This is a genomic window from Billgrantia sp. Q4P2, assembly GCF_052806135.1.
This window is the reverse complement of the sequence record NZ_JBRBAI010000009.1, coordinates 140,964-156,401: the sequence shown is the minus strand read 5'-3', so window position 1 is coordinate 156,401 and position 15,438 is coordinate 140,964. Positions and strand designations below refer to the sequence as shown.

Sequence of the window (15,438 nt, the reverse complement as noted above, 5' to 3'; positions counted from 1 at the left end):
ATTTTTAACGCTGTATGACCGAGCGCAGGCACTTTTCGGACAGAGCCTAGCAAGCAACGCCGGCGCATTGCTCAACGCCGGCCGGCAAGGTGCTCAACGGCGTTCATGGCGGCTGTAGCGCTCCGCCCCCTCGATGAAGCGCCGCAGTTCCTCCAGCGCCCGGTCGGTGGCTAGCGTGGCCTGCGGACGCCCCGTCTCGACCCGGGCGAGAGCCACCGCCGTATCGTCGAGCAGGGTCAGCGCCGACTCATTGCGCGCCACCAGGCGCCGCAGGCGGCGATCGGTCTCCTCGATCAGTTCGAGCCGGCGCTTGAGCGCGATGCGTTCCTCGACGGACAGCTGGCCCCCCTCCTGCTCCAGGCGTCGGCGCACGTAGTCGCCGTCCAGCCCCATCACGCCACGTGCCTGGGCCGCCATGGAAGTGAAGGTGTCTACCGCACCGAGACAGACCTCGACAATCAGGCCACGGGAGCGCTCGAAAGCCAGCTCGCTGCGGTCGAAGCAGGCCGTCAGCAGCGCCATCACGTGAGCATAGCGGGTATAGAAGCGGTCGACCTGGCTCGCCAGGTCGGCACGCTTCACGTCGAGCAATTGCTGCTTGGCCCGGCACAGCGACAGCACCAGCTCGTCGGCGCCTACCGGCGGCCGGGCCGGGTCCAGCTCGGCTACGCCGGTCTCCCGCTCGGCACGCTCCTGCTCGGCGCGCCGACGCTCGCTTTCGGCCGCGAGCCGTTCCTGCAACCTTCGCTGATGTCTTCGTGCTCGCCAGCGACGCCAGGCGCGCTCCACTGGCAGCGACACCCCTACCGCCACCAGGCCGGCGAGCCAGCCGCCCAGGCTCGGCCCGAAGCCACCCCACAGTGAGGTCAGCCACAGCACCATGCTGATGAAGGGCACCAGCAGGCAGTAGCGAAACAGCACCTGTAAGCGGTTGGGGTTTTCCGTAGCGACCGCCAGCCGCGGATTGGCCAGCCCGACCAGACACCACGGCAGGCAGGTCACGAAAAGCCCGTAAGCGAATCCCTGCAGAAATCCCAGCATAAGCCTCGTACGCCAGCGGGTAGATGCTTCTGAGTGTACGGGGGCCGACGACGGCGTGCGAGCCTGATGGTTTCAGCGGCACAGGCGAAAGCCACGCATGCCGAAGTGAAAATGGTCGGCATGGGCACGGTTGTACGCCGGACCCAGCACGTTGCCGAACAGATCACAGGCACCATCGCGCGCTTCGCGCAGGAAGCCCCCCCGCGCGCCCTCGTCATCCCAGTGTTCCAGCAGGGTGATCCGGCGTCCGTCCTCTAGACGGAAGGCGGCAACGTCGAGGGCCTCGGCCGTGGCGTGTTCGCTGCGCCGGCCGCTCTCGCGACCGTAGACATTGCGACAGGCGAAGCTGCCATAGTGTTCAACGCTGGCCACGGACATGCCGAAGTGAGCCTCGGCCGCCGGCTGCAACCGCTGGCGCTCGTACATGACCCAGGCCAGGGCCAGCGGGCAGCGCACGACGAAACTGGCATTGAACTCGACGTCACTGCCGTGGACGCGCACCACGTTGCTCAGCGGGCAGCCGGGAACGGGCTCGTGGTCGTCCAGCGGTGTCATCCGCAGCGCTCCCTCCGGGGCCGTACCGAGCGCCGCCAGGCACGCTTCGCGGTCGTCGGCCAGGCGGTGCAGCTTCCACTTGGTGACTGGCGTCAAGGGATCATCGACGCTCAGCGGTTTCCAGGGGTGCCAGTGGGAGGGGATACGCTCCGCGAACTGCCACCAGGCCAGGGCAGCGGCGGCAATCAGCACGATCAGGACCAGCAATGAACGCATCTCGCCTCTGTGTTACAGCAACAGGTGAAGTACCAGCGCCACGCCCCCTACCGCCAGGGCCGTTAGCACGGCAATGTCCACCGCCCGGTCGAGCCAGCGATCGAAGTTGCTTTGGCGCCAGCGGTTCGGCTGCCGCCGGCGGGTGGCGCCTCGCTGAAGCGCACGACGGCGTGAGCCGATGAGAGACATGGTAGACGTCCGATTCCCCATTCTTCCCAAAGCTTACGACCTGCGCCCGCACCTGGCTACCGGCAATCGCTGTCTAGATACCCCTTTCCTAACCGCCGTGGCAGCGGTAGAGCTGGGTGAGCATGGCCTGGCGGTCGGCGCGCAGCCATAAGGCGCTCCTCGCTCCGTCCGTGAACGCCCTCATCCTAGCAGGCCGACCTCGGCGCCACACAATTCGCTGCCGCTTCCGTCGATGGCAGGTCATAAAACCATTGCATCCGCGCAGCGACACGACGATTCTGGAGAAACCAAGCAGGCTAAGGAAGCGCTGAACAAATTGGCGAGCGAGATGAAGCGCAAGGCGCACGGAGCACAGGAACCGGAGCCTATGGGGTATAGGTGAGGATTCCGAGCACCGCGCAACGCAGCGATGCACTCGTGCAGGCATTTGTCAGTGTTTCCTAAAGGTTTTTGACGAGTCTTAACATGTCACGACTTTCCGACACTCCACTGTCCGTGCTCGACCTGGCGCCGATTCGCCAGGGCGGTACCATTGCCGACAGCTTCGCCGAGAGCGTGGCGCTCGCGCGGCTGACCGAACGCCTCGGTTTCACCCGCTACTGGCTGGCCGAGCACCACAGCCTCGATGGCATCGCCAGCGCCGCCACCGCCGTGCTGATCGGCCATATCGCCGGCGCCACCTCGCGCATCCGTGTGGGTAGCGGCGGCATCATGCTGCCCAACCATCCGCCGCTGGTGATCGCCGAGCAGTTCGGCACCCTGGAGACGCTCTATCCGGGCCGCATCGACCTGGGCCTTGGCCGCGCGCCCGGCTCCGACGCCGCCACCATGGCCGCGCTGCGCCGCGACCCCTACGCCGGTGCCGAAAACTTCCCCGAACTGCTGGCCGAACTCGAGGGCTTCCTCGACGAGGAGCGGCCGGAGCAGCGCGTGCGCGCCGTACCCGGCCAGGGAACCAAAGTACCGCTCTGGCTGCTCGGCTCCAGCGGCTACAGCGCCCAGCTCGCCGCCCATAATGGCCTGCCGTTCGCCTTCGCCGCCCAGTTCGCCCCCGGCTACATGTTTGATGCGCTGCGACTCTATCGTGACAACTTCCGCCCTTCCGCGGTGCTCGAACGCCCCTACGCCATGGTGGGGCTACCGGTGATCGCCGCCGAGAGCGACGAGCGCGCCCAGTTCCTTGCTTCCACCACCCGCCAGAAGTTCCTCGGCATGGTGCGCGGCAAGCGCACCCGCTCTCTGCCGCCGGTCGAGACCCTCGACTGGACGCCCATGGAGCGGGTCCAAGTGGAGCAGTTCCTGGGGGCGGCGGTGATCGGTGGGCCCGACACCGTGCGTGACGGACTCGAGCGCTTCCTCGAGCAGACCGGCGCCGACGAACTGATGCTCAATACCGACACCTACGCCAGCACGGACCGCCTGCGCAGCTACGAGATCGTCAGCGGGGTGTGGCACGCATGACCCCATCTGAACCCGGCGCTCGGCTCGATCTTGCCGGCACCCTATCCGGCATCCGCCGTATGGCACCGCTATCGCTGTTCGTGGTGATCTTCGGCCTGGCCTACGGCGTGGCCGCCCTGTCGCGTGGGCTCTCCGGCCTGGAGGCCATGCTGATGAGCGCACTGGTGTTTGCCGGTGCCTCGCAGTTTGCCGCCCTGGAGCTATGGGGGCCGGAGATCCCGCTGCTGCCGCTGATCGCCACGACGTTTGCCATCAATGCCCGCCACCTGCTGATGGGCGCCGCCATTCAGCCCTGGCTGGCTCACCTGCCACCCGGCCAGCGCTACGGCAGCCTGGTGGTGATGAGCGACTCCAACTGGGCCATGGCCGCTGCCGATCATCAACGTGGCGAGACCAACGTCGGCATGCTGGTGGGTGGCGGCATCGCCCTGTGGCTGACCTGGCTTGCGGGCACGCTGCTCGGGGTGATCTTCGGCAGCGGTATAGAAGAACCCCAGCGCTTCGGGCTCGACGTGATCATGGGCTGCTTCCTGCTGGCCATGCTGGTGGGAGGGCGTCGCGACCTGTCGATGCTGGTGCCTTGGTGCGCTGCAGCGCTGGCCGCCCTGGCGGCAATGGCTTGGCTACCGCAGCACTCCCACGTGATCGTTGGCGCCCTGGCCGGCGGGCTGGCCGGCATGCTGCTACCACAGCGGAAGGAGGGGGCCGCATGACCCTACCCACGACGACGGCGGGAGCCGTCATTGCCATCGTGATCATGGCGTTGGTCACCTACCTGACCCGCGCCGGCGGCGTGTTCGTGATGTCGCGCATTCCCATCGGCCCCAGGGTGGAACGCTTCATCAACGCCATGGCGGGCTCGGTGCTGGTGGCAGTGATCACGCCCATGGCGGTGCAGGGCGACTGGGGCGCGCGCCTGGCGCTGGTGGCCACGCTCGTGGTAATGCTGACCACGCAGAAGACGCTGGCGGCGATCGGTAGCGGTATTCTGACCGCGGCCCTGTGGCGACTGATCGCATAGGGAACGATCCTTGTCCCACAGTTTCAAAGGGACAGCCATCTCGCACGCCGCCACTGCGGCGTCATCACCGGAGACGTTCATGTTCGACCGCAACGATCCTCGCCGCAATGCTGCCTGGCAAGCCGCCCAGCAGTGGCGCGCCCGGACGAATCAGGCACCCCGCGGCCCCCTCGGTGGGTTGAAGCTGATCCTGACCTGGCTGTTGTTCGGCATGCTGCTGGTCGTCGGCACCGTGCTCGGCCTGTTCTTCCTATTGCTTGGCTGGGCCATGCTGCCGTTCGTGCGCTATCGCATGAAGAAGCGCCTCGAGCAGATCCGCGCCGAGCAGGCCAAGGAGGCCGGCAGCGGCTACCATTACAGCGAGACCCGCTACCGTGAGTCCCACTACCGCGGAGGCCACCGCCCCGGCGAGCACGAACTGCTGGAAGGCGATTACGAGGTCCGCGACGACGAACGCAAGGGCTAGTCATGAAAAAGACCTGCCAAGGCAGGTCATGAAGGTGTCGTGCAGGGATGCAGACAGTCGGCCTAAGCCGACGAGACACGTTATCGTGGCGCTTTCAAGCCAGCCAATAGGCATTTCCCATCGGTTCGATAAGCTATCGTTCATAGTGGCAAAACGGGCTCGGCTGCCATACCTTGAAGCCATACGACCCTGATGCTTCCGGAGACAACAACAATGCCTCGACTTCGGACGACAGCGGCCGGCGTACTGCGCCAGATGGCCCTCGCCTGCCTGCTGCTCCCCCTCGCTGCGCCGAGCCTGGCCAACGACTACCCCACCGAGGCGCGTGTCGACTACGTGCTGGGCTGCATGGCGTCCAACGGCAATAACTACCTGACCATGCAGAAGTGTTCCTGCAGCATCGACGTGATTGCCGAGCACCTGCCCTATGAGACCTACGAGCAGGTCGAGACGGTGCTGGGCATGCAGGATCAGCGCGGCGAGCTGGGTGTGCTGTTCCGCACCGAGCGCGGCATGCAGGACCAGCTCCAGGCACTGCGTCAGGCTCAGGCCGACGCCAACCTGCGCTGCTTCTGAGCTGGCCGTGTCACGCCCCCACCGGCTTCCAGGCCTGCTGCCGGCCGCCTTCGCGCTGCTGGCGATGCCGTTCATTGCCACGCCAGGTGCTGCCGCCGAGCACGCCCAGGGGGAACGCCTGTTTCGCTCGCAGTGCATCGGCTGCCACAGCATCGAACCCGGCCGGCACCTGGCCGGCCCCAGCCTTCACGCCCTGATCGGCCGGCCGGCCGGCAGCCTCGAGGATTTCGACTACTCCCCCGCCCTCGAACAGGCCGACCTGGTGTGGAATCGCGATACCCTCGACGCCTTCCTCGCCGGCCCCGATGCCTTCCTGCCCGGCACCCGCATGGTGCTGTGGGGGCTCGACGAGCGCTCGCGCCAGCGCATCATCGACTACCTGGAGAGCGTCGCCGCGCCCTGACGCGCTCAGGCCCCGCCGCCCTGGAATCGCTGAATAAATCGTCGAGCGGGATGAAGCACAAGGCGCACGGAGCGCAGTACCGAGCGAAGCGACAAACAGCCGTAGGCTGGCCCTGAAGGGGCGAGAAGCCGAAGGCTTCGAGTCAACCGGAGCCTATGGGGTATAGGTGAGGATTTCGACCGGGCTGGCGCACCAGCACCGCGCAACGAAGTGATACGCACGCGCAGACATTTATCCAGCGTTTCCCTTGCGGGCCATCATGCCACGGGAAGGGTTATAGCCCAGTATCGCCAGCGCCAACAGCACCAGCGCGACCGTCACGCTGATCGTCACTGCATCAGCGTTGAAGCGTTCGTACATGGCGAAGCGGATCATCTCCACGGCGTGGGTGAAGGGGTTGAGCGCGGCAATCTGGTAGACCAGGTAGCTGCCCTCGCGGATGCGCCACAGCGGGTAGAGCGCCGAGGAGAGGAAGAACATCGGGAAGATGACGAAGTTCATCACTCCGGCGAAGTTCTCCAGTTGGCGAATGAAGGAGGAGAGCAGCAGCCCCAGGGCGCCGACCATGAAGCCGGTCACCAGCAGTGCCGGCAGCAGGTAGAGGTAGCCCATCAGGGGCGCCTGGATGCCGTAGGCCCAGGCGATGGCGAGGAACACGTAGACCTGCACCACCGACACCAGGGTGCTGGCGAGCAGCTTGCACACCAGCAGGTACCAGCGCGGGAAAGGGCTGACCAACAATACCCGCATGCTGCCCATCTCGCGGTCGTAGACCATCGAGAGCGAGCTCTGCATGCCGTTGAACAGCTGGATCATGCCCACCAGCCCCGGCACGATGTAGACCTCGTAGAGAATGTAGGTCTGGTAGGGCTCGGTCATGGCCACCCCCAGCGCCATGCGAAAGCCAGCGGCGAACACGAACAGCCACACCAGCGGGCGCACCAGGGCGGCGAGAAAACGGCTGCGCTGGTGAAGGAAGCGCAACAGCTCGCGCCCCACCACGCCACGCAGGCAGTGCAGCCAGGGCATCATGCGCTTGTCCCCTCCCCATCCACCAGGCGATCGAAGGCCTCGCCCAGGCTGCCGACGCCGAGCCGGGTGGGCAACGCCTCGGCCCGCTCGTCGGCCAGCAAGCGGCCACGGTGCAATACCAGCACGCGGTCAGCGGGGCGCACCTCGTCGATCAGGTGGGTGGCCCACAGCACCGCCACGCCCTCCTCGACGCACAGACGGTGAGCGTGTTCGACGAGATCGCGGCGCGAGGCGATATCCAGCCCCACGGTGGGTTCGTCGAGCAACAGCAGGCGCGGTTCGTGCATCAGGCCGCGAGCGATCTCCACCCGCCGCCGCTGGCCGCCAGAGAGCTGGCGCACCCGCGTGCGGCGCTGGTCGGCAAGTCCCACCCGTTCGAGCTGCGCCTCGGCGCGCAGCCGGGCTTCGCCAATCCCCATGCCGTGCAGGGCGCCATGGTAGGCCAGGTTCTGCACCACGCTGAGATCGAGGTCCAGGGTCGGCTGCTGGAACACCACGCCGATGCGGGCATGGGCCTGCACCGCCTGGCGGCGCACGTCGAAGCCGCCGATGCGGATCTCGCCCCGGCGGCGATCATGCAGCCGGGTAATTAGCGAGAACAGCGTGGTCTTGCCGGCGCCGTTGGGCCCGAGCAGCACGACGAACTCCCCGGCCGCCACGGCCAGGGAAACGTCATCGAGCACCGGCTTGGCACCGTAGGCAAAGCTCAGTTGGCCGACTTCCAAGGCGGGTGCCAGCCCCTCGCGGTTGATCCTCGCCTCACTCACGGCTCGACGATCACGCCCCAAGGGAAGCGCCCCACCGGAATCGACTTGACCGCCCGCAGACCGTCGACTTCGATCATGGTGACGTCGCCGCTGACCCCGTTGGTGGTGTAGAGCCGGCTCTCATCGCCATTGAGCGCCAGGTGCCACACCCGCTGACCGACCAGGATGTAGTCGAGCACTTCGTAGCTCTGCTGGTCGATCACCGCCACCCGGTTGGAGGGGCCCAGGGCGACGAACGCGTAGCGACCGTCTGAAGTCAGCGCGACACCCACCGCCTGCACGGTTTCCCGCGGTACGCCGGGCACGTCGAAGCGTATGGTGTGCTTGACGTCGAAGGTCTCCTCCATGTCGAGTATCGATACGGTGCCGGCGATCTCCGACGAGACCCAGGCCTCGCTACCGTCGTGGGTGAACTCGGCATGCCGCGGGCGAGCCCCCACCAGGCGATGGTGCACCGACTCCATGGCCTCGAGGTCGATGATGTGCGCCATGTTGGAGGTCTCGGTGGTGGAGATCAGCCAGCGACCGTCGGGGCTGATGCCAAGCCCCTCGGGCTCGACGCCCACCGGAATTTCGGTGACCAGGGTACGCCGCTCGTAGTCGAGAACCGAGACGATATTGTCGTCCTCGTTGGAAACGTAGATGTAGGGCCGGTTGGGGTCGACGCGGATCACCTCGGGGTCATCGCCGGAGGACTGGCTGCGCACCACTTGCAGCGTCTCGAGGTCGATCATGTCGATGGCCTCGTCGTCGCCCACCGCCACGAACAGTTCGCTGCCGTCGCTGCTGAAGGCCATCGCACGGGGGCGGCGCCCGACGCTGATGGTCTCCACCACCTCCAGGGTCTCGCCGTCGATCACCGAGACGGTGTTGTCCTTCTCGTTGGAGACGAAGATGCGTTCGGCCTGGGCAGCCAGGGGCAGCATCAGCAGGCTACCCAGCACCAGCCCGAGAGCGGCACACTTGATCGCAGGTGTCGTATTCCCTCGGCTCAGAAACGGCATGTCGATTCCCCCTCGTCGGCGCCCAGTGCATCGAGTGGCGTGCGTGGATGCAGGTAGCCCTCCTGCGGCGACACCGAAGCCACCATGCGCGGCCCGGTGATCAGGATGGGCTGGCGCAGCTGGTGGTTCCAGGTGCGATAGCTGACCGGCAGGCCCAGGTAGCCGGCGAGTTCGAACTCCTCGCTGAGCATGTACTCGAGGATCGTCTGGCGCTCGACGGAACCGGTCCTGGCGGCCGCCTCGCCTAGCGAGCGCACCGCCAGCCAGGCGCCGAAGTCGCGCGGCGTCATCCAGCGGTCGGCAAGCTTCTCGAAGCGCCGCTGCAGCTGTACCGCCCCCCAGGATTCATGGGCGCGATGCCAGGGCGTGGCGATCAGCCCCTGGGTGCCCACCACCGGGCGTGGCGCCCAGGTCTGATAGGGGAAATATTCGCCGAAGTAATCGGTCTCGTCGGCAATCACCAGCACGTCGTGCTCGGACAGATCCTGCACGAACACCGGGATCTCGCGCTGAATGGCATGAAAACCGCCCTCTGCGCGGCGCGCCAGGGGGTCGTGCGGCCACATCTGGTCGCCCACGATACGATGGCCGTAGCGCTCGGCCGAGGCACGCAGCACATCGGCCAGGATACGATCCTCCTCGGTGTTGCCGTAGACCAGCGCCCAGCGATTCCACTGCTTGAAGCCGAGGAACTGGGCCAGGGCGTCGGCCAGCATGCGCCGGCTGGGGGTGGTGTGGTAGAGCTCGGGGTGGCATGCCTCGCCGCGCAGCTCGTCGTCCGGTGCCCAGGCATTGAACACTACGCGATCGCCACGAGCGGGGTGTGCCATCAGCTCGCTGAGGGCCGCGCCGGGCAGGCCGCTGACGATCCACTCCGCCCCTTGCTCGACCAGGCTTTCCAGGGCCTCGCCGATGTCGCCGTCCTGCGCGATCTGCAGCTCGTGGAAAACGAACTCCTGCCCCAGAAACTGCGCCGTGGCGTTGTTGTCGTTGATGCCCAGGCGGGCACCCTGAACCCCTTCGTCGTCGAGTACCGGGTCGAGCACCGAGAGCGGCTCCCGGTCGTCGGGACGCTCCATGCCCAGGTAGCCGACGACAATGGGCTCCGACGTATCGGCCGGCAGCAGCGTCGGCCACCCCAGGCCGAAGGCCAGCCCACCCATCGCCAGCCAGCGAAGGGAACGCGGTAGAGTTCTCATGCGTGCTCCTCAGGCAGCCTGCGCTGCCGCTATTGCCGTTATTCTCCACCCGCCCGCTTACGGCATGCGCGCCATGATGATCCGCACCATCCGCGCCAGCTGCTCCTCCAGCAGATAGGGTTGGTCGCACATGGCCGGCAGCGCCTGCTGGCGCTGCTGGAAGGTACGCTGCTCCCAGAACAGCGACTCGGAGAGTTGCTCGATCTCGGCCTCATCCGCCTCGTCGTCGGCGCGTCGTTCCTCCAGCTCGTCGACCATGGCGGAAATCGTCTCCAGGCGTGTCAGTTGAGCGCGGGAGGCTCGGCGAATCCCCTCGATGGTGCGCCTGCGTTCACGGTCGGTTAGTTCGAACAGACCGGAAAAAAGCAGGGTCAGCCGATTCTCGGCGTCCCCTTCCTCCACCGAGTCGACGAACTCTTGCACCCGCGCCAGCGCCTGCTCCTCCGGGGTCGAGCGCGAGGTCGCAAAGCGCACCACCCGCCCGACCTCCTCGTCCTCCCACCAGGCCTGCTCCAGTTCGTCCAGCGGCGGCCCGGTCCACATGGTGCCCCAGGCCAGTTCGGGAATCAGCCGCTGAACGCAGGGCCAGTCGGGTGGCCCTGCCGCCGCACGCTGGGCCTCGACCTGGGCCACACCGGCCAGCGTCAGGCCCATGGCGAATCCCAGCGACAGCAGTTGGGAGGGCAGTCGACTCACGCGGCTCATGAGTCACCTCCCTCGCCAGCGCCCAGCAATCGGCCACGCCGGTCGAGTAGCGGCACCCCGTATTCGGTCAGGATGGCGTCGATCTCCTCCTGGTGGCGGTCGATGAAGTCGTTGATCCAATCCTTCCAATGGGGCTCGCCGCGCCGGACTCCCATGGTGATGCGGTAATCGAGCTGTGCCCCGGAATCGTCGTCGACCAGCGGAATGACCTTGAGCGGTGGGTCCTGCCGGGCCGCGTAGTAGCCAGCCAGCGGCCCCCACAGCACGGCACCCTCCGTGTGGCCGCTGACGACATCCTCGATGGCGTCGCGCACCGGTGCGCGCACCCGGGTGTCGACCATCAGGGGGTAGCCCTGTATCCGTGCCCCGCTACGCCGCAGCGGCACTAGCGGCGGGGTCTCCGCCACGACGCCGATGCGCCGCCCGGCGAAGACCGGATCGCTCAGGCGGGTCGCTTCGAGTTCAGAGTCCTCGGGTACCACCAGGGCATAGACCGAACGGTAGTAGGCGTTGGTGTTCTGGACGAACTCATAGCCGGCCACGGTACCGATCATCACGTCGCAGACGCGCAATTCCAGGGTATTACGCACGAAGCCCATCACTTGGGGCGCCCACACGTAGGTCAGCGGCACGCCCATGTCTTCGGCCATCAGCTCGGCGATGCGGTTCTCGAAGCCTTCGCCGGCCTGGTTGCTGAAAGGAAGGTTGTTGCCATCGGCGCAGACCCGCAGGGTCTCGCGCTCCTGGCGCTCGGGGGGTTCGGCGTTGGCAACGCCGACAGTGACCAGGCCAAGGGCCAGGGTCACGGCTCGTGTCATCTGACGACAGGCTGCTCTCATGCATCCTCCGCTTGCGGAAAGGACATGGCGAACGATGCAACGTTACTCGGCGTTCGCTTCCTTGGCGGCCTCGTCTTTTGCCTCTGTCTTGCCTCGTTCGTCGTTCTCCTCGTCCTGCTCCTGCATCGACTCGATGATCTGTGGCCGTCCGCGCCCCAGACCTCCCTCGCCGCGCGCACGCATGTAGCTGAAGATCTTGGGGATGTTGCCCATGACGTAGGGGTCGTCAGCGAAAGAAGGCATCACCTGGCCAGGCTGCACCTCACGCCCGGAGGCGATGGTGCCGGCAAAATTCTCCCAGCCCCTGCGCTCGACCGCACGGATCAGGTTGGGCGCAAAGGAGGAACCCAGGCCATCGGGACCATGGCAGGCCATGCAGGAGCGGGTATAGGCGATATACCCCTGGTAGGTGTCGGGGTCGACCTTGCCCTCTTCGACGACGAAGGCGCCAGGCCCCTCGCCGGTGATGCGATGCTCGTCGGCCAGGCCGGCCACGGGCAGTGCCAGCAGGGCGATGACAAGCGTGGGAAGGGAATAGCGATAAGCACGTGCAGATACCGTCATGCAGGACTTCCTTCTACAGCTCCGGGCGCGCCGGAAGCGGCGCCGCCGAGAAGATGAGAGTGGGCGAGCATGGCGCCGCCATACTCGCCCGTTCACGCAACCGGCTCAGTCCGGAAGAGCAAATACCGTCAGTACGCCACCGAGCTTGGTGTAGTCCCCCAGAGCAGAGAAGGCACTCACCGCACCCAGTCCGTCCTCGGGGTTCTCCAGGCCAGCCGCGAGCCCGATGCCGGCCCACCCGCCGACGCCGGAGAGCACCGCCACGTATTGCTTGCCCTCGTGCTGGAAGGTGTTGACGTTACCGATGATCCCGGAGGGGGTCTTGAAGCGCCACAGCTCCTCGCCGTTCTCGATGTCGACCGCTTTCACGTGCCCTTCCAGCGTGCCGTAGAACGCCAGGTCACCGGCCGTGGCCAACGCCCCGCTCCACACTGCGAAGCGCTCGTCCACTTCCCACACGGTTTCGCCGGCTACCGGATCCCAGGCGATGAAGCTGCCCATGCGGCCTTCCATGCCACCGTTCTGCGCCGGCGCCGGCATCATGGTCAGGGTGGCGCCGACGTAGGGCTGGCCGGCTACGTACTCGGCTTCGAAGGGCTCGTAATTCATGCAGATCCGGTTGATGCCGGCATAGATCAGCCCGGTGCGCGGCGAGTAGGCGCTCGGCTGCATGTTCTTGGCGCCCATCGCGGTGGGGCAGATATCGGTAGTGTTGACGTTCACACCCTGGCGGTAGGTGCTGTACTCCTCGTTGACGTTGGGTCGGCCGGTCTCCATGTCGTAGTCATCGGCCCAGTTGGTTTCGGGAGCGAACTTCTCCGCCACCAGCAGCTCACCGGTTTCGCGATCGAGCAGGAAGCCGAAGCCGGTACGATCAATGATCGCCAGGCCCTTGCGCTGCTCACCCTCGTACTCGACGTCGATCAGCTGGTTCTCGTTGACCCCGTCGTAGTCCCACTCGTCGAAGGGCACCTTCTGGTAGACCCACTTGACCGATCCGTCGTTAGGGTCGCGGGCGAACACCGTAATCGCCCACTTGTTATCGGCGGGCTCTCCATCCTTGGTGCGTTGCTCGGGGTTCCAGGTGCCGGGGTTACCGGTACCGTAATAGATCAGGTCGAGATCGGGATCGTAGGTGACCCAGCCCCAGGGAGCGCCACCGCCGCGTTCCCACTCGCCCTCCGGCCAGGTGGAGACCCCGAGGTCGGCCTCGCCGATGGGCTCACCCAGCATGGTGGTGGTCTCGGGATCGATCAGCACTTCGTCGTCCGGCCCGGTGGAGTAGCCGCGCCAGACCTGCTCGCCGGTCTCGACGTCGTAGGCGGTGATGTGGCCGCGAATGCCGTACTCGCCGCCACTGACACCGACGATGACCATGTCGTGCACTACCAGCGGCGACATGGTGTTGGTCTCGCCGACGGTGTGGTCGCCATTACTGACGTCCCACAGCAGCTCGCCGCTCTCGGCATCCAGAGCTATCAGGGTATTGTCGGCCTGACCGAGGAACAGGCGGCCATCGGCATAGGCCAGCCCGCGGTTGACCGTGTCACAGCACATTACCGGTATGACACGGGAGTCCTGATCCGGCTCGTAGCTCCAGACCACACGGCCCTCATCTTCCAGGTCAAGGGCGAATACCTTGTTGGGGAAGGGGGTGTGTATGTATAGCCGGCCGTCGCCGACGTAGAGGGGGCCACCTTCATGGCCGCGCAGCACGCCGGTAGAGAACTGCCAGACCGAGCGAAGCTCGCCCACGTTGTCGCGGTTGATCTGGTCCAGCTCACTGAAACGGTTGCCTTGATAGTTGCCCAGCTGGGTCGCCCAATATTCCGGGTTCTGCTGGAGTTCGAGTTGATTCTGGTTGGCGTGAGCCGCCGATGCGGCCATCAACCCTATGGCCGCTACGACATAACCGGTCTCCCTAAGCATGGCGTCTTCTCCGTCTCACTGAAGGTGTGCCTGGGGAAACGGCACATCTTGTGTAGTTGTATTTCAGGTATTGACTCTGGAAGGTCTAGCACAACTTTCCGTCACCACAGGGCGACAGTGACGATTTAGGCACTGCATTTGGCTCAAAAGACTATTGCCCCTTGGCAACAATCTTTGTTCTTAACCACCGAGCCGCACCACGCCGGCGTTTCAAGTCGTTACATTTGTCACTCGCCCCCAGTTCTAAGACTTAGGTCGAAAGGCAGGAGTACCATTCGCTGCTTTACTGGGGAGTGCATGCAATGAAATCCACCCAACGTGGAGGGCCTCCTATGTGGACCAAGCCTGCTTATACCGATCTCCGTCTCGGTTTCGAAGTCACGCTATATATCTCCAACCGTTGATCCCAACCCAGGAAGCAGCATCGGCCGGCTGACGCCCTCCCACGGGTGTCAGCCGGCATTCGTTTATCCCCGGCATGGAGCTCTGCATGCATGTACTGGTTCTGGGTGCGGCCGCAGGCGGCGGCTTTCCCCAGTGGAACTGTAACTGTTCCCTCTGCCGCGGCCTGCGCGAAGGCAGCATCGAGGCAACCCCTCGCACTCAGTCGTCGATCGCCATCAGCAGCGACGGGGAACACTGGCTGTTGTGTAATGCCTCGCCCGACATCCGCACCCAGCTGGCCGCCAACCCCGAGCTGCATCCGCGCCGGATCCCGCGCGACAGCGGCATCGGCGGAGTGCTGCTGGTGGATGCGCAGATCGATCACGCCACCGGCCTGCTGTCGCTGCGCGAAGGCTGCCCCTTCGACGTGTGGTGCACGCCCAACGTGCATCAGGACCTGAGCAGCGGCTTCCCGCTGTTCACCATGCTGGAACACTGGGGTGGCCTGAACTGGCAGCCCATCGGCATCGACGAAGCTCACCTCGAGGCCGAATTCGAGGTGCCGGCCTGCCCTGGCCTGACATTCACCGCCGTGGCGTTGACCAGTAACGCGCCGCCCTACTCGCCGCGGCGCGGGGCCCCCACGCCGGGTGACAATATCGGCCTGCTGATCGAAGATCGAGAGCGCGTCACGCGGCTGTTCTATGCGCCGGGGCTCGGCCGGCTCGACGAGCGAGTGCGTGGTTTTCTGCGCCGGGCGGACTGCGTGCTCGTCGACGGCACCCTGTGGCACGACGACGAGTTGATCCGCACCGGCGTCGGCCAGGCCACCGGGGCCGACATGGGTCACCTGGCGCTGGCGGGCGTGGGCGGTCTGCTGGAAGAACTGGCTAGCCTGCCTGCGGCTACCCGCCGTGTGCTGATTCACATCAACAACACCAATCCGATCCTCGATGAGCGCTCGCCCGAGCGAGCCACACTGGATGAAGCCGGCATCGAGGTCGCCTTCGATGGCATGCGCCTGGAGATATGAACCGGCGGTTGCGAATGACGTCACAACAATAACCATCACCTACGCCACGCAAGG

20 protein-coding genes are annotated in these 15,438 nt (G+C 65.8%); 9 read left to right on the top strand and 11 right to left on the bottom strand.

Translation table 11 applies throughout. The features are described from left to right. Positions 1–93: 93 nt before the first annotated feature. The 3 genes from ACUY1T_RS16415 to ACUY1T_RS16405 all read right to left on the bottom strand — a co-directional run bounded on the left by ACUY1T_RS16415 (position 94) and on the right by ACUY1T_RS16405 (position 2,001). A complete protein-coding gene (locus tag ACUY1T_RS16415) occupies positions 94–1,041 on the bottom strand; it encodes a cobyrinic acid a,c-diamide synthase (RefSeq protein ID WP_446024627.1) in 948 nt (315 codons plus the stop codon). 72 nt (positions 1,042–1,113) lie between these two features. Beyond that, positions 1,114–1,812: an extensin-like domain-containing protein gene (locus ACUY1T_RS16410; RefSeq protein WP_446024625.1), complete on the bottom strand. Its 699-nt coding sequence runs from the start codon at positions 1,810–1,812 to the stop codon at positions 1,114–1,116. Positions 1,813–1,824: 12 nt separating this feature from the next. Next, positions 1,825–2,001, bottom strand: a complete 177-nt coding sequence (locus ACUY1T_RS16405) for a hypothetical protein (RefSeq protein WP_446024623.1) — start codon at positions 1,999–2,001, stop codon at positions 1,825–1,827. Here ACUY1T_RS16405 and ACUY1T_RS16400 point away from each other — a divergent pair. The 7 genes from ACUY1T_RS16400 (at position 2,000) to ACUY1T_RS16370 (ending at position 5,928) form a co-directional block, all read left to right on the top strand. Next, positions 2,000–2,152, top strand: a complete 153-nt coding sequence (locus tag ACUY1T_RS16400; RefSeq protein WP_446024621.1) for a hypothetical protein — start codon at positions 2,000–2,002, stop codon at positions 2,150–2,152. The two genes, ACUY1T_RS16405 and ACUY1T_RS16400, sit on opposite strands and share 2 nt — an antisense overlap. A gap of 314 nt (positions 2,153–2,466) precedes the next feature. After that, positions 2,467–3,462: an LLM class flavin-dependent oxidoreductase gene (locus ACUY1T_RS16395; protein WP_446024619.1), complete on the top strand. Its 996-nt coding sequence runs from the start codon at positions 2,467–2,469 to the stop codon at positions 3,460–3,462. After that, positions 3,459–4,175 (top strand): AzlC family ABC transporter permease, encoded by a 717-nt coding sequence (locus ACUY1T_RS16390; RefSeq protein ID WP_446024617.1) that lies wholly within the window; start codon positions 3,459–3,461, stop codon positions 4,173–4,175. Before ACUY1T_RS16395 ends, ACUY1T_RS16390 begins: the two co-directional genes overlap by 4 nt. Next, positions 4,172–4,483: an AzlD family protein gene (locus tag ACUY1T_RS16385; RefSeq protein WP_446024615.1), complete on the top strand. Its 312-nt coding sequence runs from the start codon at positions 4,172–4,174 to the stop codon at positions 4,481–4,483. Before ACUY1T_RS16390 ends, ACUY1T_RS16385 begins: the two co-directional genes overlap by 4 nt. A gap of 79 nt (positions 4,484–4,562) precedes the next feature. Next, positions 4,563–4,949, top strand: a complete 387-nt coding sequence (locus tag ACUY1T_RS16380) for a hypothetical protein (protein WP_446024613.1) — start codon at positions 4,563–4,565, stop codon at positions 4,947–4,949. A gap of 213 nt (positions 4,950–5,162) precedes the next feature. Beyond that, positions 5,163–5,525 (top strand): hypothetical protein, encoded by a 363-nt coding sequence (locus ACUY1T_RS16375; RefSeq protein ID WP_446024611.1) that lies wholly within the window; start codon positions 5,163–5,165, stop codon positions 5,523–5,525. 7 nt (positions 5,526–5,532) lie between these two features. Then, the gene (locus ACUY1T_RS16370) at positions 5,533–5,928 is read left to right on the top strand and encodes a c-type cytochrome (RefSeq protein ID WP_446024609.1); all 396 of its coding nucleotides are present in this window, start codon (positions 5,533–5,535) and stop codon (positions 5,926–5,928) included. 231 nt (positions 5,929–6,159) lie between these two features. Here ACUY1T_RS16370 and ACUY1T_RS16365 read toward each other — a convergent pair whose 3' ends face one another. From ACUY1T_RS16365 to ACUY1T_RS16330, 8 genes are all read right to left on the bottom strand, one after another. Then, the gene (locus ACUY1T_RS16365; protein WP_446024607.1) at positions 6,160–6,960 is read right to left on the bottom strand and encodes an ABC transporter permease; all 801 of its coding nucleotides are present in this window, start codon (positions 6,958–6,960) and stop codon (positions 6,160–6,162) included. Further along, positions 6,957–7,727 carry an ABC transporter ATP-binding protein gene (locus ACUY1T_RS16360; RefSeq protein WP_446024605.1) on the bottom strand — a complete coding sequence of 257 codons (771 nt, stop codon included), beginning with the start codon at positions 7,725–7,727 and terminating at the stop codon, positions 6,957–6,959. The genes ACUY1T_RS16365 and ACUY1T_RS16360 overlap by 4 nt, the downstream gene beginning before the upstream one ends. Beyond that, on the bottom strand, positions 7,724–8,731 hold the full coding sequence (locus ACUY1T_RS16355) for a PQQ-dependent catabolism-associated beta-propeller protein (RefSeq protein WP_446024603.1): 1,008 nt from the start codon (positions 8,729–8,731) through the stop codon (positions 7,724–7,726). Before ACUY1T_RS16355 ends, ACUY1T_RS16360 begins: the two co-directional genes overlap by 4 nt. Then, positions 8,719–9,930, bottom strand: coding sequence for an ABC transporter substrate-binding protein (locus ACUY1T_RS16350; protein ID WP_446024601.1), 1,212 nt, complete (start codon positions 9,928–9,930; stop codon positions 8,719–8,721). The genes ACUY1T_RS16355 and ACUY1T_RS16350 overlap by 13 nt, the downstream gene beginning before the upstream one ends. Before the next feature lie 57 nt (positions 9,931–9,987). After that, complete coding sequence (locus tag ACUY1T_RS16345) at positions 9,988–10,635, bottom strand: hypothetical protein (RefSeq protein ID WP_446024599.1); 648 nt, start codon at positions 10,633–10,635, stop codon at positions 9,988–9,990. Then, entirely contained in the window at positions 10,632–11,474 is an 843-nt protein-coding gene (locus ACUY1T_RS16340) for a quinoprotein dehydrogenase-associated putative ABC transporter substrate-binding protein (RefSeq protein ID WP_446024597.1), read from the bottom strand. The genes ACUY1T_RS16345 and ACUY1T_RS16340 overlap by 4 nt, the downstream gene beginning before the upstream one ends. Positions 11,475–11,516: 42 nt before the next feature. Next, positions 11,517–12,038: a c-type cytochrome gene (locus tag ACUY1T_RS16335; protein WP_446024595.1), complete on the bottom strand. Its 522-nt coding sequence runs from the start codon at positions 12,036–12,038 to the stop codon at positions 11,517–11,519. 105 nt (positions 12,039–12,143) lie between these two features. Next, positions 12,144–13,967, bottom strand: coding sequence for a methanol/ethanol family PQQ-dependent dehydrogenase (locus ACUY1T_RS16330; protein ID WP_446024593.1), 1,824 nt, complete (start codon positions 13,965–13,967; stop codon positions 12,144–12,146). Between the two features lie 332 nt (positions 13,968–14,299). Between ACUY1T_RS16330 and pqqA the strand changes: the two genes are divergently transcribed. Together pqqA and pqqB are read left to right on the top strand one after the other, a co-directional pair. Beyond that, positions 14,300–14,371 carry a pyrroloquinoline quinone precursor peptide PqqA gene (pqqA, locus tag ACUY1T_RS16325; RefSeq protein WP_081786101.1) on the top strand — a complete coding sequence of 24 codons (72 nt, stop codon included), beginning with the start codon at positions 14,300–14,302 and terminating at the stop codon, positions 14,369–14,371. A gap of 86 nt (positions 14,372–14,457) precedes the next feature. Further along, positions 14,458–15,384 carry a pyrroloquinoline quinone biosynthesis protein PqqB gene (gene pqqB / locus ACUY1T_RS16320; protein ID WP_446024591.1) on the top strand — a complete coding sequence of 309 codons (927 nt, stop codon included), beginning with the start codon at positions 14,458–14,460 and terminating at the stop codon, positions 15,382–15,384. The last annotated feature ends 54 nt before the right edge of the window (positions 15,385–15,438 follow it).